The organism is Spiroplasma endosymbiont of Panorpa germanica, assembly GCF_964019765.1.
Classification (GTDB): Bacteria; Bacillota_I; Bacilli_A; order Mycoplasmatales; family Mycoplasmataceae; genus Spiroplasma_B.
On the sequence record NZ_OZ026461.1, the window covers coordinates 38,435 to 62,344 of the forward strand.

The window sequence follows — 23,910 nt, forward strand, 5'->3', positions numbered from 1 at the left end:
TAAATGAACAATAATTATATATACGGTAAAAATGCTGTTAATGAATTTGTAGAAAATTTCCCTGATCGTGTAATCAGAATTTATGTCACAAGCAAAGAAGCTCGTGAACAATATCGCGCAAAAATTAGTGATATCAAGATTGTAGAAAAAGACTTTTTAGATAAAATTTTGCAAACAAAAAACCTAACTCATCAAAATATTGTGTTAGAATACAAGCAGTTTAACTATAAGCCTTTTAAGGAACTATCGTTAAAAAACAAGGATAATCCAAAAACCTTTTATTTAATCTTGGATCAAATACACGACCCTTATAACTTTGGAGCTATTATTCGCTCGGCGGTTTTAATGGGGGTTGATGGGATAATTATTTTAGATCATCGTCAAGTTGAGGTAACCCCAACTGTAATTAAAGCTTCGGGAGGCACTGCTTTTCATATGGACATTTGCAGAGTTGCCAATTTAGCTAATGTCATTAAAATACTAAAAGAAGAAGGCTTTTGAATTTACTCTTCAAATCTTAATGAAAAGTCCCAAGACTTTAATGAGGTGAAATTTGATACTAAAACCACTCTAATTTTAGGGAATGAAAATAAAGGAGTAGGCGATAAAATAACTAAAATTAGTGATATAAACGTTCACATTCCAACTTTGAAAGTAATTGATTCTTTAAATGTTTCGGTTGCAGCTGGAATATTGATATTTTATATTGCAAGAGAATTGCAAAAAATTAGTCTTTAAAAAATGCATAATCACGAACCAATAGTTAGCAAACTCGTAGAAACAAATAGCGGCTTAAAAAATATTAAAAATAAATATTTTGATCAAATGGTGTTATTTCCAAACTCCTTTGATCCAGAAGGATATGAAGATCTAATCAAAAAATTAGATGAAAATGAGGAAAGAGCTAGAGCTAGAATATTTCAAGTGCTTCAATCTGATATTAAAATGTCGGTTAGTAAGGCACAAATGAAATTTCCAAACATTCCTTTAGAAGCCAACGACTTTTTAACAGAAGGTTGGTCTTCTTTAAGTGAGGCACTCAAGAAGTTCAATCCCAGAAAAAGCGACAGAGGATTTTCAAAATATTATCTAGAAATCGTTTATTGAAGGTCAATGGATTATATTAGAAAATTTTTGACAAATAAACATAAAGCGGTAAATTTGGCGATCACTCGCTCATCGCTCAATTCAAGTTTTGATTTTGACTTTGTTGACCTTGTAGAATCAGATCCTTGAAAATACAACAACATTATGTCGATGATTAGAGAATATGTTAAAAACTGTAATGGAATGGAAAAAGATATTTTAACCAACTACTTAATTGGCGAAAATATTGAAACTATTGCCACAAAGGTTAACCGTGATAAAAGGGCTACACAAAGAAAACTTCAAATTGCTTTAAGCAATTTGAAAAGAAAACTTGCTTAAAATCTTTAATTAGATATAATATTTAGAGATAGAGGGTTTTTATTTTGGGAAGTAATAAAAGAAAGATTATTTTAGTGTGCGAAACTTGTTTGTCTCGTAATTATTCTTTAACTAAAAGTATGATGACCCAAAAGGACCGTCTAGAAATTAAAAAATTTTGCAAAACGTGTAACCTACACTCGCTACACAAAGAAACTAGGTAAGGATTGAAAATCATGGCTAAAGATAAAAAAGATAAATTAAAGCTTTCAAAGGAGCAAAAAGCTGAACTTAAGTTGGAAAAAAAGAATCTTAAGGAAAATGCAAAACTTGAACGCAAGAAAATTTATGAAGAGCTAAACGCAGCTGGCGATTCAGATCAAGATTCAACAAACCTAGCTAAAAAAGCAAAAATGAAAAAGATCAAAAAGGAAAAAGAAAAAGTCGATTGAAGAACCGGATTTAGAGAATTTCCTGTAAAAATGGTAAAAGAAATTAACAAAATCAGATGAACTTCAGGTAACACTTTAGGAAAAAAATTTATTTATACTCTAATTTTTGTATTTGTATTTGCTATTTTCTTCTTCGTAGTTGACTTGGGGCTACAAAAGCTGTTTGAATTAATATATATTATTTAAGAAAGAGGAAAAATCAATGACAGATATTTTAGAAAATTTAGAAGACGAATTAAGTCTATATAAAGGCCAATGATTTGTTATAAATTGTAATAGCGGACATGAAGAAAGAGTAAAAGCAGACCTACTACAAAAAGTAGAAACAAATTCTTTGCAAAACTTAATTTTCGACATTAGAATTTCAAAAACTCCAGTAGCAAGTAAAACTGGTAAAAAAATAGAAAAAAACAAGTTTCCAGGTTACATTTTCATAAACATGGAAATGACTGATGCTGCATGATTCACAGTAAGAAACACACCTGGTGTAACTGGGTTTATTGGTTCTTCAGGAAAAGGGGCAAAACCACTTCCACTAACATATATGGAGGTTGCTAAAATGCTTACTCCTGAAGTTGAAGAAACTAAAAAAACTGATGGTGCAATCAAAAAAGAGAAGAAAGTTCACGTTGCTTCATTTAAGTTAAAGGATATTGTTCTAATTAAAGAAGGTCCTTTTAATGGTCGTGAAGGTCAAGTGGTTGAAATGGATTCTGACAAAGGTGTTGCTATTGTCAACATTGAAATGTTTGGAAGACATACACCAACAGAAGTATCTTATGAAAATGCAGAATTAGCATACAAACTTTAAGGATAAAAAAATGAGTAAAATTAAAATTATACTAAGCGATAATCGCGAATTAAATGCTGAATTATTTCCGCAAAAAGCTCCACAGTCAGTGGAAAACTTCTTGGATTTAGTTAAAAAGGGCTACTATAACGGTTTGATCTTCCATAGAGTAATCGACGGTTTTATGGTTCAAGCGGGTGGTTTTAAAGCCGATTTTACAGAAGCAGGTGAAACAAAATCAATTTTTGGTGAATTTGCTTCAAACGGCTTTGAGCAAAACGATATAAAACATTCGTTGGGGGTTTTATCAATGGCTAGAACAAACGAACCCAACAGTGCTTCTTCACAGTTCTTCATTGTCACAAAGGCTTCTAATTTCTTAGATGGTCAATACGCAGGATTTGGAAAATTAATGGACAGAGAAAGTGAAGCTGTTGCAATCGAAATTTCACGTGTTGAAACAACATCACATGGATATCATGACGACGTTCCTGTTGAACCAATAGTGATCAAAGAAATAAAAATTTTATAATACATATTGAAAAATCAGCTCTTATTATGATAATATTAATAAGGCTGATTTTTATTGTGGAAGAATGACCTAGAGTCATTTGTTTGGACCACAGCGAGAAACATAAGGAGGTGTTGCCCGTGGCTAAAAAAGTTACACGTATAGCAAAATTAGAATTTATGGCAATGCAAGCAAAACCAGGTGCAGAATTAGCTTCACTTGGTATTAACATGCCTCAATTCACACAACAATTTAATGACGCTACAAAAGATCGCGCAGGAGATGTAGTTCCTGTTGTGATTACCGCATATGATGATAAATCATTTGATTTTATTTTAAAAACTACACCAGCAGCAATTTTATTAAAAAAAGCTGCTAAATTACAAAAGGGTGCAAAATTATCAGGTTCTGAAATTGTTGCTACCATCTCAGCAGATGAAGTGAGAAAAATCGCCGAATACAAAATGGTTGATTTAAGCGCAAACTCAGTTGAGGCAGCAATGAGAACAATCGAAGGTACAGCAAGACAAATGGGTATTAAAGTGGAAGGAATGCCTGGAAAGGCGTAGGTAGATAAAATGGCAAAATTTGGTAAAAAATACAATGCTGTTGTATCGAAAGTTGATAAAAACAATGCCTACCCAATTCTTGAAGCTGCAAAGTTAGCAAAAGAAACTTCAACAACAAAATTTGATTCAACTGTTGAAGTGGCGTTTAATCTAAATGTTGACCCAAGACATGCTGACCAACAAATTCGTGGTGCTTTAGTTTTACCAGCAGGGACAGGTAAAACCCAAAAAGTTTTAGTTTTAACTAATACTAAAACTAAAGAAGCAGAAGAAGGCGGAGCAGACTTCGTTGGTGGAGTGGAATTGATTCAAAAAATTCAAAAAGAAAACTGATTTGATTTTGATGTAATTATTGCAACACCAGAAATGATGGCTGAACTAGGAAAAATTGGTAAAGTGTTAGGACCAAAAGGTTTAATGCCAAACCCAAAAACTGGAACAGTTACAGTTGATGTTAAAAAAGCATTAGATGATGTTAAAAAAGGTAAAATCGAATACAGAACTGATAAAGAAGGTAATGTACATGCAATTTTAGGTAAAGCATCATTTAAAGAAGATCAAATCGTTCAAAACTTTAATGCAATTTTTGATGCAATCAAAAAAGCAAAACCCAATGCAGTTAAAGGTAACTATATTAAAAATATTGTTATTTCAACCACAATGGGTCCGGGAATTAAAGTTTCAATCGAAGCTTAAAATATTTTAATTAATTAAAAAAAACAGAAAACCATTCAAAGTTATTTAAGATATTTTTAAACCACTCAGTTTGAGTGGTTTTTATTTTACACCATTGTCAAAAAACCAACAGTTAAATGTATAATAAAAGGGAAGGAGATTTTAAAAATGAAATGATGATTTTCTGATTATGATGGAACTATTAATTTAAATCACGACGATTCAATTGATAAAAGAGATTTAAAATTTATCAATGATTTTATAAAAAATAACAACCAGTTTGCAATTGCTAGCGGAAGACTTCACAAGGAAATAAAAGGTGTTCTTAAAAATGCAAAACTTAACTACGACTACATTATTGCTTGTAATGGGGCGGCTGTTTATGATGAAGACGATAATTTAATTCAAGAACAGGCCATTGAAATGGATGAGAGAAAACAAATTTTAGAAATTTTAAATAATAACAAACACCTGATAACTGGATATTGCGATCTAGATGAAAGAAAAGACTACAATGCTACTGTGATTGAAGAGGTTAACTCAAATCCATTCTTCATTGGAACAATCCCATTAGATAACAATTATACTCAAGGAGAGTTAGACATTTTAAATTCCAAAAATATTAATATAATTTATTTCTACGGATTAGAAAACGATTTGTTAAAACTTCAAAAAGAAGTTAATTCTGCTGACCATAATTTCAAAGCGATAAAAACTCACACTAATGTTTTAGAAATTGTTCACAAAAAAGTATCAAAAGCTTTTGGGATCGAATTAATAATGAAACAACACAATATTGGTATTGAAGATATCATTACATCTGGGGATGGAGAAAATGATATAGAAATGCTGAGATTCACTAAAAACTCGTTTGCAATGAATACTGCCAAACCCAACGTTCTAAAAGAGGGTCAACATATCATCGCTAATGTCTTTGAAATCGGAAATTTCATTAGCATAAATTAGTTTAAAAAAGTGTTTTTTTAAGTCATTTTGTGTTAATATATAAGTGCTATTCGTACCAAAGAAAGCAACTGGGGAAACCCTTAATTCGTTGCCGAGGAATGAAAACATAAATTATGTTTTATTTTGCCTCGGTTTACCGAGGTTTTTTTTATTGAAATAAAAAGGAGGAATACAAATTGGAAAAACAATCACGTCCATCTCATGCTAAGAAGAATGAAGTTGTAAAAGAAATTGTTGGAAGAATTAAAAGCCAACAAGGAATGGTAATTGCTGAATACAAAAAAATTAGCGTTGCTCAAATAACTGAACTTAGAAAAGCTGCCTTGGAAAAAAACATCTTTATTAAAGTATATAAAGATTCACTATTTTCAAGAGCAACTGAAGAACTTAAAATCGAAGGTCTAGAACCATTCTTAACAGGTCAAAATATTTACATCTTCTCAGATGAAGAATCAATTGCCCCAGCTAAACTAGTAGATGAATTTAGTAAAAAATATCCAGACCTAAAACTTAAAGCCGGAATTTATGAAGGTCAAGTTCTAGATACAGCTGGTGTAAATGAACTAGCATCACTACCATCAAAAGAAGAATTATACTCAATGTTTGCATCATCACTGATCTATCCATTACGTCAATTCATGTTATTAACAAAAGAAATCGCGAAAACAAAAGCAGAATAAAACAAATCAAAAGTACAATAGCTTATTAAAAAAAGAAACAGGAGAAAAAAAACATGGCAATCACAAAAGATGATATTATCAAAGCTTTAGAAGAAATGAAGCTAGCTGAACTAAACGACTTAGTTAAAGCAATCGAAGATCACTTCGGAGTAGTGGCGGCTGCAGCAGTAGCAGCACCAGCAGCTGGAGCAGGAGCAGCAGCAGCACCAACTGAGGTAAACGTTTTATTAACTAACGCAGGAGCACAAAAAGTACAAGTAATTAAAGTAGTTAAAGAATTAACTGGACTTGGATTAATGGACGCTAAAAAATTAGTTGATGGAGAATTACCAGTAACTATTAAAGAAAACGTAAAAGTTGAAGACGCTGAAAAAATGAAAGAAGAATTAATGGCTGCAGGAGCATCTGTTGATTTAAAATAATGTAGAACTCACCTTTTTAACATTGGTGAGTTTTTATATAATAAAGGACAATCTATGACTAAAAAAAACTGTGGACCAAACCCGAAAGAAAAATTAAACAAATATTTAGCAACAGATTTTTTGAACAATTACATTACCAACCCCAATATTGAAATTGGAGATTACACTTACTATGCTTCACTTGACTGCGAACAGGATTTAATCAATTTTCAAAACAAAAATATTTTGTATCATTTTCCGTTTATTGGTGATAAATTAATTATGGGAAAATTTTGTCAGATCGGTTTCAACACAAAATTTATTATGAATGGAGCCAATCATGATACGAATAGAATCTCAACCTATCCCTTTTTTATCATGGGGAGTGGTTGAGAAGATCAAGACAAATTTACAACTAATAAAGGAGACACCATAATCGGCCATGATGTTTGAATAGGTTATAATGCAACAATTATGCCAGGAGTCAAAATTGGTAATGGGGCTGTCGTGGCGGCGAACAGCACAGTGGTTAAAGATGTACCTGATTATGCTATTGTTGGGGGCAATCCAGCAAAGTTAATAAAATACAGATTTTCAGAAGAAGAAATTAAGAAACTTAATAAACTAGCTTGATGGGATTGGGATGCTAAAAAAATAACAGAAAATCTAGATAACTTATCTAAGAAAAAATTTACAGAATTTAAGGAGAAATAAGATAAATGAAACAATTTACAAAAGACTTCCAGATATTAATTAAAACAGAATGAAAAATATTGCTGAGCAGATTTGGGATTTTCATTCTGGGTTGATTTTTATTCACTCTTTCAATCGCCTTATATACTCCAACCTCAGTTGGGGCCAGTCAAATTGACTTTACAATTTTCAATTTTTTAGGCGCTTTTAGCAAAGGGGGAATTAACCCTGATGGGACAATTGATCTCGCATCTTACTCATCTTACTTACTCATTTTTTATTCAATTATGATGGTAATCACAGTAGTCATGGGTTCGATCAATGTTACTTTGGATTACAAAAAAAATAAAAATGTTCAAAAAATATATTGATACATTTTATTTGTAATTGGTGATATAATTTCTCTGTTCATAATTCCTTTAGGAGTTCAAATACAAATGCTCTATATTAATGGTTCGATGTTTGAAGGGCAAACCCAAAACATTGAAAAAATCTTAAGATTCATTGTGTTTATCGCAGCATTTCTAATCTACTGCGTGGCCATTGCTTTGATGGTTTATTGCGGAATTATGCCAGGGGTTTATAACTCAATTGCTGAGGAATTTAGAAAATTAACTAAAATGTCGTATCAAGCTTCAAGAATTATTTGAGACTTCTTATTGATAGTTCCGGGGGTAATATTATTGATCGCAATCAGTTGAGATGCTGATTTAAAATTAGCGTTCCTAGGAAACTACTTGTATTTTGGAACAATCCTATTTATCTTTATCACTGGTCCTCTTGTAGGATTTATGTTAAAAAAATTAAACAAGGTATTTAACATTAGTGAAAAAACCAAAGCGCTTTACGAGAAAAAAGAGGCTTAATAAAAATCACATTTACAAACGTAAATGTGATTTTTTTACTTAATTAATATATACCAGGATGGTTGGTTAATATTATAGATTTATAAATTGTTGATTTAACATAAATTTAATCATAGAAATTATATTGAAAATTTTATAAAAAAACTCTTAAAACTATTGACTTTTGAGTGAATATAACTTAAAATTGTTATTGCGTAGATTTTGCTTTAAATTGGAGGAATATTAAATGAGCTATACTGTTAAAAAAATAAACCAGGCAGTCAAAAGAAGAGATTATACAAAAGTTTCTGGTGACTTGCCATTACCAAACCTGATTGAATTACAAATTGACACCTTTGATTGATTTCAAAAAAAAGGAATCGATGAAGTTTTTCAAGAAGTTTTTCCCGTTGTCTCAAACGATGGTGAAATCGTATTAAGTTTAAAGGACTGGGAGTTTAAAGCGCCTAGAATTCCTGTTGCAAGAGCAAAAGAAGAATCAAAAATATTTGAAGCACCAATATATGCCAACTTATCTTTGACAGTTCGCATGGAAAGTGTTGAAATTGAAAAAGAAAACATTTCGGGTAAAACTGAGACCTTTTTGAAAGGTTGACTACAAGAGAAAACCGAAAATAATAGTGTTAACTTTGTAAAAAAAGCGGATAAACTATATTTTTATGAAGTAAAAAACAAAACTGGAGATAGCGAAACTATTCAAATAGAAATCATCGATGATAATAGTGAAATTGTCACTGCAAATGTTGATATTTATAAAGTAGGAGAAGTTTTCTTTGGAGATTTCCCACTTATGACAGATCGTGGAACTTTTATTGTTAATGGTAGTGAAAAAGTTGTAGTATCACAATTAGTTCGTTCACCTGGAAGTTACTTTAAAACAGAATTGAACCGTAAAAACGGGGAAACTATTTATTCTGCAGACATTATTCCAAGTCGTGGAACATGATTGGAATTTGAAACTGATATTAAAAAACAAATTGATAATAAATTGGCAAATGCTTTATTTGTTAAAATTGATAAGTCACGTAAAACTACTGCTACTAGTTTATTAACATCGTTGGGAATGCAAAAAGATGAAATTTTAAGCATTTTTGATTCAAACAGTGTTATAGAAACTACTTTAGAACAAGATAACTTAACTGGGGAAATTAGTATTGACTGAGAAAACCAAATTCAAGAAATTTATAAAAAAATCCGTCAAGGAGAAACTGCAACAGCTGATGGAGCATGTAAATATATTTTTGGACTACTATTTGATAAGAGAAAATATGATTTAACTAGAGCTGGGCGTTTTAAATTACAACAAAAATTAGCAGTTAAAAACCGTTTGCTAGGTAAAATCTTGGCAGAAGATTTAATTGATGTTAAAGGAAAAATTGCCTTTAAAATGGGAACTGAAGTTACAAAAGACGTCTTAAAAGAAGTTTCAAAAGTTTTAGAAGAAGGAGCGATGGTTTCAAAAATTAATTTCCATGAAGCGATTGAATCTGGAAACGAAATTCAAAAAATCAGAGTTTTCAAAGATAATGACTTAAGAACTGAAACTACTGCAATTATTGGGGTAACTAAATCAAGAAGCGATGAATTTATTAATGTGCCAGATATTGTGGCAACACTTTCATTTGCTTTAAACTTGATTGATGGAATCGGAGAGGTTGATGACATCGATCACTTAGGTAACCGTCGTGTTAGAACTGTGGGAGAATTATTACAAAACCAATTCAGAATCGGAATGATGCGTATTGAGAAAAACGTTAAAGAAAAAATTTCAACATCTAACCCATTCAAAATGAAACCTTCAAGTATTATTAACAACAAACCATTAACAGCAATTATTGGTGAATTTTTCAATTTATCACAACTTTCACAATTTATGGATCAAACAAACCCGTTAGCAGAATTGACAAACAAACGTCGTCTAACAGCTTTAGGGCCTGGAGGTCTAAGCCGTGAACGTGCAGGACTAGAAGTTCGAGACGTCCACCCGAGTCATTATGGAAGAATTTGTCCAATTGAAACACCAGAGGGACCTAATATCGGTTTAATTAATAACTTATCAACTTATGCTAGAATTAACGAATATGGATTTATCGAGACTCCTTATAGAAAAGTTGAAAATAGAAAAGTTGTCCCTAATAAATATGAATACCTAACAGCAGATCAAGAAAGAGATTTTATTGTTGCACAAGCTAATATTAAAATTGACAAAGATGGAACTATCTTAGATGAGAGTGTTGTTGGACGTTATCGTGGGGATGACATCATGGCTAATGCGGCGGATGTTGACTATGTTGACGTTTCACCAAAACAAATTGTTTCAATCGCAACTAGTTTAATTCCATTCTTAGAAAATGATGATGCCAACCGTGCCTTAATGGGTGCCAACATGCAACGTCAAGCCGTGCCTTTAATAAACCCTGAATCACCAGTTGTTGGAACAGGTGTAGAATTTGAAGCAGCTCGAGACTCTGGGGACGCTATTGTTGCTAGAGAAGACGGAATTGTTAAGTATGTAGACTCAAAACAAATTGTTTTAGAAACTAAAGATGGTCCAAAATCATATGTTTTAAGTGATTTCATTCGTTCAAACAATGGAACAGCCATTACTCATTCACCAATAATAAAAATTAACGACAAAGTTAAAAAAGGTGATATCTTAGCTGATGGTCCATCAATGGATAAAGGTGAACTAGCCTTAGGACAAAACGTGGTAGTAGCATTTACAACTTGAAATGGTTACAACTATGAGGATGCGGTTATTGTTTCAGAAAGAATTGTAATTGACGATCGTTTTACATCAATCCATATTGATGAATATACAATTGAAAGACGCCAAACTAAACAAGGACCAGAAGAAGTAACTCGCGAAATACCAAATATTTCTGAGGCAAGCAAAAAATACCTTGATGAACAAGGAATTATTGCAATTGGATCAGAGGTTAAAGTTGGTGATATTTTAGTTGGTAAAGTAACACCAAAATCACAAACACAACTATCACCAGAAGATAAATTGCTACACGCAATCTTTGGAGAAAAATCACGAAACGTAAAAGATAACTCTTTAAGAGTTCCCAATGGGGGAGAAGGAATTGTTCAATCAATTCGTCGTTTCTCTCGTTCTGATGGATATGATTTACCAGCTGATATTCTTGAAGTAATAAAAGTTTTTGTTGTTCAAAAACGTAAAATTCAAGAAGGGGATAAAATGGCGGGACGACACGGAAACAAAGGTGTTATCTCAAAAATTTTACCAGTTGAGGATATGCCACATATGGAAGACGGAACACCAGTTGACATTATGTTGAACCCACAAGGGGTACCTTCACGTATGAACATTGGTCAAGTTTTAGAAATCCACTTAGGTATGGCCGCTGAAAAATTAGGAATCAAAGTTTCAACCCCAGTTTTTGAAGGTTTAAACGATGAGGAATTACAAGAAATCATGGCAGAAGCTGGTATGAAAAATTATGGTAAAGTTACTTTAATTGATGGTCGTACTGGTGAAGCATTTGATAAACCTATTGCTGTTGGAGTAATGTACATGCTTAAACTATCTCACATGGTTGATGATAAATTACATGCACGTAACGTTGGTCCTTATTCATTAATTACCCAACAACCACTTGGTGGAAAAGCACAAAATGGTGGACAAAGATTTGGGGAAATGGAAGTATGGGCTCTTGAAGCATATGGAGCTGCTTATACACTAAGAGAAATCTTAACTATTAAATCAGATGATATTAGAGGAAGAATCAAAACTTACGAAGCAATTGTCAGAAGTAAAGATATTCCAAACCCAGGAATTCCTGAATCATTTAATGTTTTAACAAAAGAAATTATGGGACTTGGATTTGATATGCACATGATCGATGAAGACGGAAATAAAGTATTAATAAATGCTTATGAAGACGACATGATCGATGAAGTTGAATTTGATTTTTTAGAAAAAAATAAAAATCGTAGTATTTCAAGATTAGAAGAAGACTTATCAGACAATATGAATCTAGAAGATTTAAGTTTGGATGTAGAAGACGAAGAAGTTGATCCTGAGTCACTGCTTGATTAGTAAGGAGAAGTTAATAAATGGTAAATTCAAAAAATGAAAAAAGAATGATTAAAATCGACTTGGCTAGTCCTGATGTGATTCGCTCATGATCTCGTGGTGAGGTAACCAAAGCCGAAACTATCAATTATAAAACTTTAAAAACCGAAAAAGATGGTTTGTTTGACGAAAGAATCTTTGGTCCAACTAAAAACTACGAATGTGCCTGTGGTAAGTACAAAAAAGTTAAGAACAAAGGAAAAGTTTGTGAACGTTGTTTAGTTGAAATTACTGAATCAATTGTTCGTCGTGAACGAATGGGTCATATTGAACTAGAAGAACCAGTTACACATATTTGAATGCTAAAAGTGGCTCCAAGTAGAATTGCTGCCATCTTAGATTTAAAAACTAAAGAACTAGAAGAAGTTGTTTATTTCGTTTCACACATCGTTTTAGATCCAGGAACATCAAAACACTTAAAAAAAGCACAAGTTTTAGATTTAGGTAATACAAAAATTAGTATCAAAACTCGTGAAAAATTAACAAAAACTCTAGAGGAAATTAAAGAAGGTTTTGACTTAAGTGACCCAAAACAAGAAATTGGATTCCGTAGAGCTGAAAAAATGATTGAAGAATTAAGAAATGCTTCAATCCCATTCTCAATGGATGAAGCAGCAAGTTTCATTGGTAAATATACCAATGCCAAATTTGGAATTGGTGCTAGTGCAATTGAAGAATTATTAAAAAACATTAATCTTGATGAATCAATTGTGAAAATTCGTGAAGAGTTAAAAGAAAAACGCGGAACTGTTGAACAAAACAAAATGATGAAACGTTTAGAAGTTTTAGACTCTTTAAAAAAATCAAACTCTCGTCCAGAGTGAATGATTTTACACGTTATTCCAGTAATTCCCCCAGATATTCGTCCAATTATCCAATTGGATGGAGGAAGATTTACAACTTCAGAAATCAACGATTTATATCGTCGTATTATTATTAGAAATGAACGTCTAAAAAAAGTTAAATCAATGGGAGCTCCAAGTATTATTGTAAACAACGAAAAACGTATGCTACAAGAAGCTGTAGATGCTTTATTGGATAACGAACGTAAAGCACGTCCAGTAACCGGAAAAGATAAGAGAGCTTTAAAATCTCTAACTTCAATCCTAAAAGGGAAACAAGGACGTTTCCGTCAAAACTTACTAGGAAAACGTGTGGACTACTCTGGTCGTTCAGTTATTGCAATTGGTCCGGATTTAAAAATGTATCAAGCGGGAATTCCTCGCGATATGGCCATTATTCTATTTAAACCATTTGTAATTAAATGATTGCAAGAAAATAATTTTGCTGAAAACGTTAAAGTAGCAGAAAAAATGATTCAAGCTGGTGATGTAAAAATTTGAGAAGCTTTGGAAAGTGTAACCAAAGATCGTCCTGTATTACTAAACCGTGCCCCAACTTTACATAGACTAGGAATTCAAGCATTTGAACCTAAATTAGTAAAGGGAAAAGCAATTCGTTTACACCCATTAGTAACCACAGCGTTTAACGCCGACTTTGATGGTGACCAAATGGCTGTCCACTTACCAATTTCACCAGAAGCTGTGGCTGAAGCTAGAGTTCTAATGTTGGGAAGTAAAGCAATTCTTGGTCCCAAAGATGGTAAACCAATTGTAACCCCAACTCAAGATATGATTTTAGGAAACTATTATGTAACTTTTGAGGAAAAAGGTGAAAAAGGTCAAGGAATGTTATTCTCAAATCCAAATGAAGCACTAAGCGCTTATGAAGCGGGAGTGGTTTCATTAAATTCAATTATAGCTGTTGATGTTAACTCTTTAGATGCTAAGCACTTTGAAGTTAAAAAATCAGGTTACCTAATCACAACAGTTGGTAAAATTTTATTCAATGCAATTTTCACTGAAAAATTCCCTTGATTAAATAATAATGATATTTATGGAGCTGAAAATTCAATTGATAAGTTTTTAGTTTCAGAATCAACTAATGTAGCTGACTACATCCAAAACAATTATGAAACAGAACAACCAATTAAGAAAAAAGACTTATCAGCAATTATTGATCGTTACTTTAGAACTTACGGTTCACAAAAAACCGCTCAAATGCTAGATAACATGAAAGACTTAGGATTTAAATATTCTTCAAAATCAGGAACGACTATTTCTGCAGGAGACGTTGTTGCTTACAAAAATAAATATGAAGACTTTAAAGTGGCTGATAAAAAAGTTGCTCAAATTACAGAATTCTACAACATGGGAATGTTGACATTCTCTGAGAAAAAACGAAGAGTAATTAATGTTTGATCTGCTGTTAAAGATGAGATTCAAGTACAACTAGAATCTGTTCTAAAACAAGATCCAAAAAACCCAGTATTTGTCATGGCAGATTCTGGAGCAAGGGGAAATGTTTCCAACTTTACCCAACTTGTAGGTATGCGTGGACTTATGAATGACCCCAAAGGGGATATTAAAGAAATTCCAATTAAATCTTCATTCCGTGAAGGTCTAACCGTTTCTGAATACTTTATTTCAACCCATGGGGCTCGTAAAGGGATGGCTGATATTGCCTTGAAAACTGCCGATTCAGGATACTTGACTCGTCGTTTAGTTGACGTTTCACAAGAAATCATTATTACCGAAGTTGACTGTAACCCTTCAAAAGGATTTGAAGTAAGTGATGTTGTTGAAACAAAACATGACAATATTATTGTGCCTTTAAAAGACCGTCTTGTTGGACGTTTTATCTACGCTGATGTGGAAGACAAAAATGGTAAAGTTATTGCACCAAAAGATACTTTGGTGGATGAAAGCCTAGCTAACGAAATCATTGAAGCTGGTATAAAAGTCGTTCAAATTCGTTCTGTCTTAACTTGTGATAGTGCAAAAGGTGTATGTAAGAAATGTTATGGTATTAACTTGGCTACAGGTGAACTTGTTGAAAAAGGTGAACCAGTTGGGGTTATTGCCGCTCAATCAATTGGGGAACCAGGAACGCAACTTACAATGCGTACCTTCCATACCGGAGGGGTTGCGGGTGGTGATGATATCACCCAAGGACTTCCTCGTATTAAAGAATTACTAGACGTAACAACTCCAAAAGGAAGTGTTGCTATCATTTCACAAATTGATGGGGTTGTTTCTGATGTAATTGAAGAGGATGGAATTTTCACAGTTATTATTAAATCAAATAATGATGAAAGAAAATATAAATCACAATACGGAGCAATTATTCGTGTAAAAGTTGGTGAATCTGTAACTCGTGGTCAAAAACTAACCGAGGGTGCTATAAACATCAAAGATCTTCTTGAGGTTGCTCGTATCGAGGACGTAGAAAACTACATTCTAAAAGAAGTTCAAAAAGTTTATCGTTTACAAGGGATTGAGATTTCAGATAAATACATCGAAATCATTGTAAAACAAATGTTGAACAAAGTTAAAATCATTGACTCAGGTGATACAGAATTACTTCCTGGTGAAATTGTGACAGTTAAACATTACAAAGCTGTTATCACTTCAGCAATTATGGAAGGTAAAAAACCACCACTTGCTAAATACACAATTTTTGGAATTAAAAAAGCGCCTCTAGAATCAGAATCATGATTGTCATCTGCTTCTTTCCAAGATACTGCGCGAGTTCTTGTTAAAGCAATTATTAAAGGTAAAGTTGACAAACTTGAAGGATTAAAAGAAAATATTATGCTTGGAAACTTAATTCCAGCAGGAACAGGATTAACTGGAAGTGCTGACATTATTAGACGTGGAAAAGATAGTATTGCAAACGAATACTAAGAATAATAATTATTAAAAACACATTTTCTCTGTACGAAATTCGTACAGAGTTTTTTTGTTTCTGGATATTTTTTCATTTCCAAACTATAAAATATTTAGCTTAATATTTGTGACAAAATTAATGAAAACATTAGAGAGAATGTGAAACACAACTACTGTTAGGCAACAATTTAAATTACTATTGCTAACAAAAAAACATAGCTTCGTATTCAAATCCAACGATTATCCCAATTACAAATGGATAGCCTCACCTAGGAGCTGTTTTATTATTGCTTAAAGTTCCCATCTTATATCACATTTATTTTACCTGTTACAAATGTTTATAATAATACGAATAATAACGTGAATTAATCTGGTGCGATTACTAATTATAATGCCATTATCAGTCAAATTTAATCTAAAAGCTTTGTGATATCCACTCTCTATTTTATATAAATATTCAATAATAATTAAATTTCTTGCCTTTTTCATAAAATGTATATAAAATAATAGTGTATATGAAAGAAGGAAATATATAAATGAAAAAATTACTAATTTTATTAGGGGCATTTAGCATGACTGCAACTTCAAGCGCTGCTGTAATTGCTTGTGGTGGAGAAGAGCCAGAACCAGAAATTTCAGATGAAATAATTTATGGAGACTTGAAGGATATTATTAAAAATAAAGATTTAGGTAAAATTGAAGTCGAGCCAACAACAGAGACTCCGGGAAAAATAACTGAAGAGCTTTTTAAAGAAAAAGTTGAAAAAAATAACAAGCAAAAAATCGACTGATCAGTTTTGGAAATTAATTTAGCTTCAAATACAGGCACAATCAGCGCTTTAGAGCCAACTACAGAACCAGAGGTAAATCCAGAACCAGAGGTAAATCCTGAAGAATCTGTTCTAGATGCAGACAAAAATTTTTACACAGGTGAACCAATTACAATTGTTTGAAAAGCTCAAGCTGATATTCAAAAAGCCGTATCTCTTAATAACCTAGGAGATGTCAAAGACAACGAAAACGAAGACGAATTATGTAAAAGTTTAATAAGTCAACTTGTTATGAAGAACGACAAATTCAATCCTAGTGACACAGCAGCTTTTGAAATAAAAGAGGGGTCAAAGACAGCAACGGGTCTAACAATTATTTGTAAAGCCGATTGTGATTATTTCGGAGAATTGCAAGTAAGGGTTGAGTTAACATAATACTTAATTCATAAATAGAATAAAATAATAAAAGATTTTAATTTCAAAAATTTCAATATAACCCACTTAGTAAAAACAATTTCAAAAATTGTTATTGTTAAATATGTAGGAGATTTTTGTATAAAATTTGATGAGAAATAAATATAAATATATCAAAATATTTACTTTTCATTTCCTTTTGATTACTAATAAAGTAGATTCATCATCACGTTAAACTCTCTATTTTTTAATTCCTTAATAATCCTTATACCAAAGGGTGTTAAAAATAAATATAGCAAAATAAATGTTTCATTACAATTGAGCTATTACCTTTCTAAAGTTACTTAATTGAAACATAGTTTAAAACCATTAATAAAAGCACCTTTTCATTTTAAATGAAAAGGTGCTTTTGCTTTATGTTTCAATATCTATTTTTTAATGCTTTTTGCTTCAGACTCTTCTTTAGAATAAAAACCTCATAAAAATAGCCCTAGCGCGATCGTCCCGACCCCATATATTAAAACTGTGGCTCCTCCAACAATAAGCAATAAAATCAGGCTTGCTTTTTCTAAATTTTTGAACTTTAATGATAATAATAATATTACCAATAGGCTAAACCCAATTAAAATTAAAACCCCAAGTAATACAGACCAAGATAGGTAGTTTATTAAGTTATATTTAAAATCATCTTCATTAATTGAATTATAAAAAGCTGGTACTTTGGTAATGAAGTATACACTTGCTATAACTGTTCCCAGCGAAACCACAAGCGATGCTGACCATATAACTCATTTCCCTTTAACGCTACTTTTAATCCCTTTTATATTTCATTTCAATTTTATTGTTTCTGAAACTTGATTTTTGTTGCAGACGATATTATTGATTTTGAAATATAGAGAAAAAATTAAAAGCATAATCAAAACTATAGTTACAATACTAATTGATAACATAAAGATTCCTTTTTCAACCGTGATTGCAAAGAAGAAGTAGGGAAACGATGTATAAATATCTTTATCATGACCCATTCTGATTGTTCCGCGAGTTAGCACAAATATCATATAAATAACTAAGATGCCGATTGCTATTGGCAAATAAAAGTGTGTGAATTCAAACCAGCTAATTCGCTTTTTACCGCACTGATAAATTCAAGCCCCAATTATAACACCTGGGGTTAATAAGTGCAAAATAATGCTGTATGTCAATCTTAATGGATCAGAATAGTCGTTAATAAATTGTGTTTGAAAACCATCACCAACAGCTTTGACTCCAGCTAGACCCATTCAAAAAAGCATCATTGTCAAAGTCATATAACCAGTCATTATGGTTCAAATATTAAAGTTAATTTTTCTATGAGGTTTCACCAAAACACAAGTAAAGAAGATAACCAGCATATAATTACTTCAGATTGTTCAAAAACTAAAACTAGCCATTAGTCTTTCTGCTGAGTTCATAAAACTAAAGACTGAATCAACATCATCGATTCCTACTCCAAACCTGGGAGCGGGCCTTAAAACTGACAAAACCCCATCAGAGATTAAAAATAATCAAAAACAGACAAGAAAAAAGCAGCTCATATAATATACAGATTTTTTCACAATACACCTACTTAATAGTACTTTTAATAATTTTATCATATCTAAATGGTGTATTATAAAAAAGAGGGGGAATTGTTTATGAAGATATTTATTGGAAGTGATCACACTGCGTTAGAAATGAAATCAGCAATTAGTGATTTCTTAAAAACATTGGGACACCAAGTAACAGATTTGGGTCCAGAAAGTGATGAGGCTGTGGATTATCCTGATTTTGGATTTAAAGTTGGAGAAGCTGTTAATAAAAATAAAAATAGTTTAGGAATTGTAATTTGTGGAAGCGGAATTGGAATTTCTATTGCTGCTAATAAAGTTAAAAACATCCGTGCAGCTCTTTGTTATGAAAAAGAGGCTGTGGAATTAGCTAGAAAACATAATAATGCCAATGTTTTAGCTCTTGGAGCTAGATTTATTGCGGTTCAAAAAGCTGTTAATTTGGTTGAAACTTTTATTAATACCGAATTTGAAGGTGATCGTCACGAAACCAGAGTTAGAAAGTTGTGTGACTACAGTGGATAGTAAATTAAAAGAATATTTAAATGAAGAATTGAAAAGGCAACAAAACCATATTGAATTAATAGCATCAGAAAATTATGTTTCTCAAGCGGTTTTAGAAGCGATGGGTAGTGTGGCGACAAATAAGTATGCTGAGGGATATCCTCAAAAACGTTATTATGGGGGTTGTGAAGTAATTGATAAAATTGAAAATTTAGCTATCGAGACTGCTAAGAGTCTTTTTAAAGCCAAATTTGCAAATGTTCAACCACACTCAGGTAGTCAAGCTAATGCTGCAGCTTATATGGGGATTCTAAAACATGGAGACAGCGTCCTTGCAATGAGTCTTGATGCTGGAGGTCACTTAACCCACGGCTATCCGCTGAATTTTTCGGGACAAACTTACAATTTTAATTTTTATGGGGTTGACAAGGATACAGAAATGTTAGATTATAATGCTATTGAAAATTTGGCAATCCAACACAAGCCAAAATTAATCGTGGCAGGTGCCAGCGCTTATTCAAGAGTAATTGATTTTGAGAAATTCAAAAAAATTGCAGACAAAGTGGGAGCTAAATTGATGGTAGACATGGCTCATATCGCTGGACTTGTTGCAGCGGGAGTTCATCAAAGTCCCATACCTTATGCAGATGTTGTGACTTCAACCACTCATAAAACTTTGAGGGGTGCTAGAGGTGGGCTAATTTTAACCAATGACGAGGAAATTGCTAAAAAAATTAATTCAGCACTCTTCCCGGGACTTCAAGGTGGACCTTTAGAAAATATGATTGCCGGTAAAGCACAAGCATTTATTGAAGCTTCAGGCAAGGAATTTGTTGATTACTCTAAAAATGTAGTTAAAAACTCAATTGCTTTGGGTGAAGAACTAAATAAAGGTGGAGTACGTTTAGTTGCTGGGGGAACTGACAATCACTTAATTAATATCGATGTGATGAGTCAGTTTCAACTTACAGGAAAACAAGCAGAGGATATTTTGTCAAAAATAGGTATTATTGTAAATAAAAACATGATTCCATTTGACACTCAAAAAGCATTTCACACTAGTGGAATCAGAATTGGGACCGCAGCTATGACCACTCGTGGTTTTAATGAAGAAGACTTTAAAGTTGTCGGAAATATCATAGTTTCAGCTTTAAAAGACCACTCTGAGGAAAACTTAAATAAATTAAAAATAAATGTGCAAAATTTGTGTAAAAACCACCCAATTTATAATAAAATAGTATATTAGGAGGGTTATTAGTATGTCATTTACAGTTATCAAGCACCCGTTAATTTTAGATAAATTAACGCGAATGAGAAAAGAAGAAACTAGTTCGAAAGATTTTCGTGAGAACCTTAATGAAATCGCTCAATTAATGGTTTATGAAATTTTTAGAGATATTCCAGTTGAGGAATTAGAAATTAAAACTCCGGTTAAGAAAGCGATAGGATATACAGTAGATATTCCTGTAGTTCTTGTACCAATTATTAGAGCGGGTTTAGGGATGACTGAAGGAATTCAAAAATTGATTCCAACAGCTAGAATTGCTCACGTTGGACTATATCGAGATGAAGAGACGCTTGAACCTGTTCAATATTATGCAAAAGCGACAGAAAACATAGCAGAAAGTTATGTGATTGTGGTAGATCCTATGTTAGCCACTGGGGGAAGTGCAGTCAAGGCGATTGAAATTGCCAAACAATGAGGGGCTAAAAATATAAAATTTGTCTGTTTGGTTTCGGTTCCTGAAGGGGTTAAGAAACTCCAAGAAGCGCATCCAGATGTTGAAATTTATGCCGCTTCACTGGATGAAAGACTTAATAAACAAGGATACATTGAACCGGGTCTTGGTGATGCTGGGGATAGAATTTTTGGTACAAAATAGGTTTTATATTGTTTGGAAAAAAATATACATTAATTATTAAATAAATGGAATAGAATTATTTTCGTAAAAAAATGGTTAAATTTCATTTTTTTTATTTTCAAAGTGCTAATATTAATAGGATGGAACATTGATTCCACCAAGAGGTGAGTTTTTGCAAACTTTCAAATTAAAATTTAAGGAAAATAAGCTATTAATAATGCTGCTATCGAGCTATTTTGCAATTGGTTTAATAACATTGATAGCGCTTGTTTTATCAGGGTTATTATCTTGACCTTGAATCACTGGCTTCGTGGTAGGAAACCTCACCTCATTTTTATCCATCTATTTTATAAAAATATCAGCAGACTCGCTGATCAAGACTGAAAATCATTATTTTTTTGTCTTCTTGTTTTTATTAAGAGTTGGTTTTTACATGGTAGTAACCTTATTGGTTCTCATGCTCCCAGACTTATTTTCAATTGAAGCATTTTTAATTGGAATAGTTAATAGCATTTTTTATCCATTTTTTATTAAAAAGGATGCTTAAAAAATTTAATTAACACTAAGTCACAGAAAGGAAGTGAGTTAGATGTTGCTTGCTGAAAATAGTTCCAATAGTCCACTTCAAGACTCATTGTTCGCTTTTACACCACAGCTAGTTTCCATTTTATTAACTTTTATACTAATTTCCATATTTTGCATTGTCTACAATGTAAAGATCAGAAATCACCAGAACCGGGAGAAGATGAGTGGATTTCTGATACTTACAGAAATGTTTATTACAGGACTAGAGGATTTGGTTGTCAGCATTATGGGTAAAAGATACCGCAAGCTGACACCATATGCAATGTATATTGTTTTATATATATTTGTTGGATGTTTACTTTCTTTAATCGGAATAGAATCTGCGATGACTTCACTGACGGTGACCTTTTCAATGGCATTTGTGACATTTATGGGTATTTATTATTTTGGGATTAAGTATCAGAAACTAAGTTTCTTTAAAAAATACTTGAACCCACTTGAACTTATTACTCAATTTGTTCCCTTGCTTTCAATGGCATTTCGTCTTTTTGGTAACTTGCTTGCCGGAAGTATTATACTTGGTCTTTTTTACTCATTCTTTATAGGTGTTCAAGCTGGCTTTAGCGGTGATAAATCTGCGCTTTTAGGAGTTTCTGAACAAGTTAAAAAAGGATGATTAAATAACGATATTTACAACGTAGATCCCGAACATTACGACTTAACTTGAAAAGCCCAGTATACTTATTTCTGGTCAGGAATAAATATATTTACAACAGCCTTTGGACCATTCTTACATATGTACTTTGACCTTTTTGATGGTATGATTCAGTCAGCGGTATTTTTAATTCTGACATTCTCATATTGAGGTGAAGCTATGGGCGAAGAGCACGAAGAGCCAGAGCCAGAGCGAAGAAGCTCGCCAAGCTTAGCAAATACAAAAATTAACAAAAAAGAAAAATTAATAGCAATTTAATTTAGACTAGGAGAATAAAAAAATGCATACAGAATTAATGACAACTATATTTACAAATTACGCACTTACCCTTTCGGTAATATTGCCAAACTTTTTCTTCGCAGATGCAGATAGCATTGGAGCGGGATTAAAATCATTGGGGGCTGGAGTTGCAGCCGTTGGTGTTCTTGGAGCCGGAATTGGACAAGGGATTACAGGACAAGGTGCTTGTTTAGCAATCGGTAGAAACCCTGAGATGTCAGGACAAATTACTAAAACAATGATTCTAGCAGCAGGTATTGCAGAATCAGGAGCAATTTATGCTCTAATTATTTCGCTTCTATTAATTTTCGTTTAGAATTTTATGTTAGACTTATTAGCAACACCAGGTATTCCAGAAATAACCCGAGGGTTATTTCCGAACTTACCAAACTTTATCGCCCATGTTTTATCAACAATAGTCTTAATTTTATTATTGGCTAAATTAGTTTACAAACCATTTTGTAACTCAATTGATGAACGTCGAAAAAAAATTAATGCCCTTTTAGATGAAGCAGCAGATAAAACAACAAAGGCAAATAGAGACAAAAAAGAAGCTGAAATATTATTAAAAAATGCTAAAAACGATTCTTTAAATATTATTAAATCAGCATACACTGAAGCTGATTCAAATAAAATGGCAATTTTGGATCGCGCTCGCCGCGAAGCTAACAATATTCAGAATCATGCCAAAATTTCAATCGAACATGAACGCGAAGCTTTAAAAGAAGAAATTAGACAAAATGTAATTGGGGTGGCATTCTCTGCAGCAGAAAAGGTTTTAGAGAAAAACATTTCCAAAGAAGATAATCAAAAAATTATTGAGAATTTTATTGACGACTTAGATAGGGTTGATTAAAGATGATTTTAAACGAATCAATTATCAGCAACTGGGGTCATGCACTTTTTAGTATCGCTAAAAAGGAAAATAAAATTGAAAGTTACATGGAACAAGCTAATGTCATTATTGAAATTTTAAAAAAGAACCAAGGAATTATTAAAATATTAACTACACCCAACATTGACTTAGATAAAAAAATTATTATTGTGGATGAGGTGTTTAGTAGGAATAAATTTGACACTTACATTGTTAACGCTATAAAAATTTTGGTGAGACAGAAATCTTTTATTTACTGTCGCGCTATTTTTAAAAAGTTAAGAAAGAATCTGTTAGAGGAAAAACATATTTTATATGGAACAATTTGATCAACAATCGAACTAGAGGAAAATCAAATTAAAAAAATTGAAGAAAAAATTAGTAAAAAATTACAAGAAAACGTAATTCTAATTAACAAGATTGATCCAAAATTAATTGGTGGTTTGCAAGTGATTGTTAAAGGTAATACTTTTGATGGTTCGTTGCGAGGAAAATTAGAAGCGATCAAAAACTCTTCAATAAGCAATAGAGAGTAGGGTGA

25 protein-coding genes and 1 other annotated feature are annotated in these 23,910 nt (G+C 32.3%); of the genes, 24 read left to right on the plus strand and 1 reads right to left on the minus strand.

What is annotated here, in order from left to right; genetic code table 4:
* The first annotated feature begins 3 nt into the window (after positions 1–3).
* The 16 genes from rlmB (at position 4) to AACK87_RS00255 (ending at position 17,045) form a co-directional block, all read left to right on the plus strand.
* Positions 4–738, plus strand: coding sequence for a 23S rRNA (guanosine(2251)-2'-O)-methyltransferase RlmB (rlmB, locus tag AACK87_RS00180; RefSeq protein WP_338972358.1), 735 nt, complete (start codon positions 4–6; stop codon positions 736–738).
* A gap of 3 nt (positions 739–741) precedes the next feature.
* On the plus strand, positions 742–1,428 hold the full coding sequence (locus tag AACK87_RS00185; protein ID WP_338972361.1) for a hypothetical protein: 687 nt from the start codon (positions 742–744) through the stop codon (positions 1,426–1,428).
* 41 nt (positions 1,429–1,469) lie between these two features.
* Positions 1,470–1,631, plus strand: coding sequence for a 50S ribosomal protein L33 (rpmG, locus tag AACK87_RS00190; protein ID WP_422397193.1), 162 nt, complete (start codon positions 1,470–1,472; stop codon positions 1,629–1,631).
* A 12-nt stretch (positions 1,632–1,643) separates the two neighbouring features.
* On the plus strand, positions 1,644–2,045 hold the full coding sequence (gene secE / locus AACK87_RS00195; protein ID WP_338972363.1) for a preprotein translocase subunit SecE: 402 nt from the start codon (positions 1,644–1,646) through the stop codon (positions 2,043–2,045).
* 16 nt (positions 2,046–2,061) lie between these two features.
* Complete coding sequence (gene nusG / locus AACK87_RS00200) at positions 2,062–2,670, plus strand: transcription termination/antitermination protein NusG (RefSeq protein WP_338972365.1); 609 nt, start codon at positions 2,062–2,064, stop codon at positions 2,668–2,670.
* A gap of 10 nt (positions 2,671–2,680) precedes the next feature.
* On the plus strand, positions 2,681–3,181 hold the full coding sequence (locus tag AACK87_RS00205) for a peptidylprolyl isomerase (RefSeq protein ID WP_338972368.1): 501 nt from the start codon (positions 2,681–2,683) through the stop codon (positions 3,179–3,181).
* Between the two features lie 119 nt (positions 3,182–3,300).
* Entirely contained in the window at positions 3,301–3,729 is a 429-nt protein-coding gene (rplK, locus tag AACK87_RS00210; RefSeq protein ID WP_338972370.1) for a 50S ribosomal protein L11, read from the plus strand.
* A 9-nt stretch (positions 3,730–3,738) separates the two neighbouring features.
* The gene (rplA, locus tag AACK87_RS00215; protein ID WP_338972372.1) at positions 3,739–4,425 is read left to right on the plus strand and encodes a 50S ribosomal protein L1; all 687 of its coding nucleotides are present in this window, start codon (positions 3,739–3,741) and stop codon (positions 4,423–4,425) included.
* A 147-nt stretch (positions 4,426–4,572) separates the two neighbouring features.
* A complete protein-coding gene (locus AACK87_RS00220; protein ID WP_338972375.1) occupies positions 4,573–5,370 on the plus strand; it encodes a Cof-type HAD-IIB family hydrolase in 798 nt (265 codons plus the stop codon).
* A gap of 37 nt (positions 5,371–5,407) precedes the next feature.
* Positions 5,408–5,528 (plus strand) — a sequence feature (ribosomal protein L10 leader region).
* A gap of 18 nt (positions 5,529–5,546) precedes the next feature.
* Positions 5,547–6,050, plus strand: a complete 504-nt coding sequence (gene rplJ / locus AACK87_RS00225) for a 50S ribosomal protein L10 (RefSeq protein ID WP_338972378.1) — start codon at positions 5,547–5,549, stop codon at positions 6,048–6,050.
* Positions 6,051–6,103: 53 nt separating this feature from the next.
* Positions 6,104–6,472 carry a 50S ribosomal protein L7/L12 gene (gene rplL, locus AACK87_RS00230; protein WP_338972381.1) on the plus strand — a complete coding sequence of 123 codons (369 nt, stop codon included), beginning with the start codon at positions 6,104–6,106 and terminating at the stop codon, positions 6,470–6,472.
* A 54-nt stretch (positions 6,473–6,526) separates the two neighbouring features.
* On the plus strand, positions 6,527–7,165 hold the full coding sequence (locus AACK87_RS00235; protein ID WP_338972383.1) for a CatB-related O-acetyltransferase: 639 nt from the start codon (positions 6,527–6,529) through the stop codon (positions 7,163–7,165).
* A gap of 5 nt (positions 7,166–7,170) precedes the next feature.
* Positions 7,171–8,010: an SPE_1075/MLC_0560 family membrane protein gene (locus AACK87_RS00240; protein WP_338972386.1), complete on the plus strand. Its 840-nt coding sequence runs from the start codon at positions 7,171–7,173 to the stop codon at positions 8,008–8,010.
* Between the two features lie 226 nt (positions 8,011–8,236).
* Positions 8,237–12,076, plus strand: a complete 3,840-nt coding sequence (locus tag AACK87_RS00245; protein ID WP_338972388.1) for a DNA-directed RNA polymerase subunit beta — start codon at positions 8,237–8,239, stop codon at positions 12,074–12,076.
* Between the two features lie 17 nt (positions 12,077–12,093).
* A complete protein-coding gene (rpoC, locus tag AACK87_RS00250; RefSeq protein WP_338972391.1) occupies positions 12,094–15,858 on the plus strand; it encodes a DNA-directed RNA polymerase subunit beta' in 3,765 nt (1,254 codons plus the stop codon).
* Between the two features lie 518 nt (positions 15,859–16,376).
* Positions 16,377–17,045 (plus strand): lipoprotein, encoded by a 669-nt coding sequence (locus AACK87_RS00255; protein WP_338972393.1) that lies wholly within the window; start codon positions 16,377–16,379, stop codon positions 17,043–17,045.
* A gap of 407 nt (positions 17,046–17,452) precedes the next feature.
* On the opposite strand, the gene AACK87_RS00260 is transcribed toward AACK87_RS00255, so the two are convergent.
* Positions 17,453–18,598 carry a hypothetical protein gene (locus AACK87_RS00260; protein ID WP_338972396.1) on the minus strand — a complete coding sequence of 382 codons (1,146 nt, stop codon included), beginning with the start codon at positions 18,596–18,598 and terminating at the stop codon, positions 17,453–17,455.
* Positions 18,599–18,697: 99 nt separating this feature from the next.
* Here AACK87_RS00260 and rpiB point away from each other — a divergent pair, with 99 nt between their 5' ends.
* The 8 genes from rpiB to AACK87_RS00295 all read left to right on the plus strand — a co-directional run bounded on the left by rpiB (position 18,698) and on the right by AACK87_RS00295 (position 23,905).
* Positions 18,698–19,135 (plus strand): ribose 5-phosphate isomerase B, encoded by a 438-nt coding sequence (gene rpiB / locus AACK87_RS00265; protein ID WP_338972399.1) that lies wholly within the window; start codon positions 18,698–18,700, stop codon positions 19,133–19,135.
* The gene (gene glyA / locus AACK87_RS00270; RefSeq protein WP_422397187.1) at positions 19,119–20,360 is read left to right on the plus strand and encodes a serine hydroxymethyltransferase; all 1,242 of its coding nucleotides are present in this window, start codon (positions 19,119–19,121) and stop codon (positions 20,358–20,360) included. Before rpiB ends, glyA begins: the two co-directional genes overlap by 17 nt.
* Before the next feature lie 13 nt (positions 20,361–20,373).
* Positions 20,374–20,997, plus strand: a complete 624-nt coding sequence (gene upp, locus AACK87_RS00275; RefSeq protein WP_338972403.1) for a uracil phosphoribosyltransferase — start codon at positions 20,374–20,376, stop codon at positions 20,995–20,997.
* Positions 20,998–21,193: 196 nt separating this feature from the next.
* Complete coding sequence (locus AACK87_RS04785; RefSeq protein WP_422397194.1) at positions 21,194–21,523, plus strand: MG406 family protein; 330 nt, start codon at positions 21,194–21,196, stop codon at positions 21,521–21,523.
* Positions 21,524–21,565: 42 nt separating this feature from the next.
* Positions 21,566–22,474 carry a F0F1 ATP synthase subunit A gene (locus AACK87_RS00280; protein ID WP_338972405.1) on the plus strand — a complete coding sequence of 303 codons (909 nt, stop codon included), beginning with the start codon at positions 21,566–21,568 and terminating at the stop codon, positions 22,472–22,474.
* Positions 22,475–22,496: 22 nt separating this feature from the next.
* A complete protein-coding gene (locus AACK87_RS00285) occupies positions 22,497–22,811 on the plus strand; it encodes a F0F1 ATP synthase subunit C (RefSeq protein ID WP_338972407.1) in 315 nt (104 codons plus the stop codon).
* Between the two features lie 6 nt (positions 22,812–22,817).
* On the plus strand, positions 22,818–23,351 hold the full coding sequence (gene atpF / locus AACK87_RS00290) for a F0F1 ATP synthase subunit B (protein WP_338972410.1): 534 nt from the start codon (positions 22,818–22,820) through the stop codon (positions 23,349–23,351).
* A gap of 2 nt (positions 23,352–23,353) precedes the next feature.
* A complete protein-coding gene (locus AACK87_RS00295) occupies positions 23,354–23,905 on the plus strand; it encodes a F0F1 ATP synthase subunit delta (RefSeq protein WP_338972413.1) in 552 nt (183 codons plus the stop codon).
* The last annotated feature ends 5 nt before the right edge of the window (positions 23,906–23,910 follow it).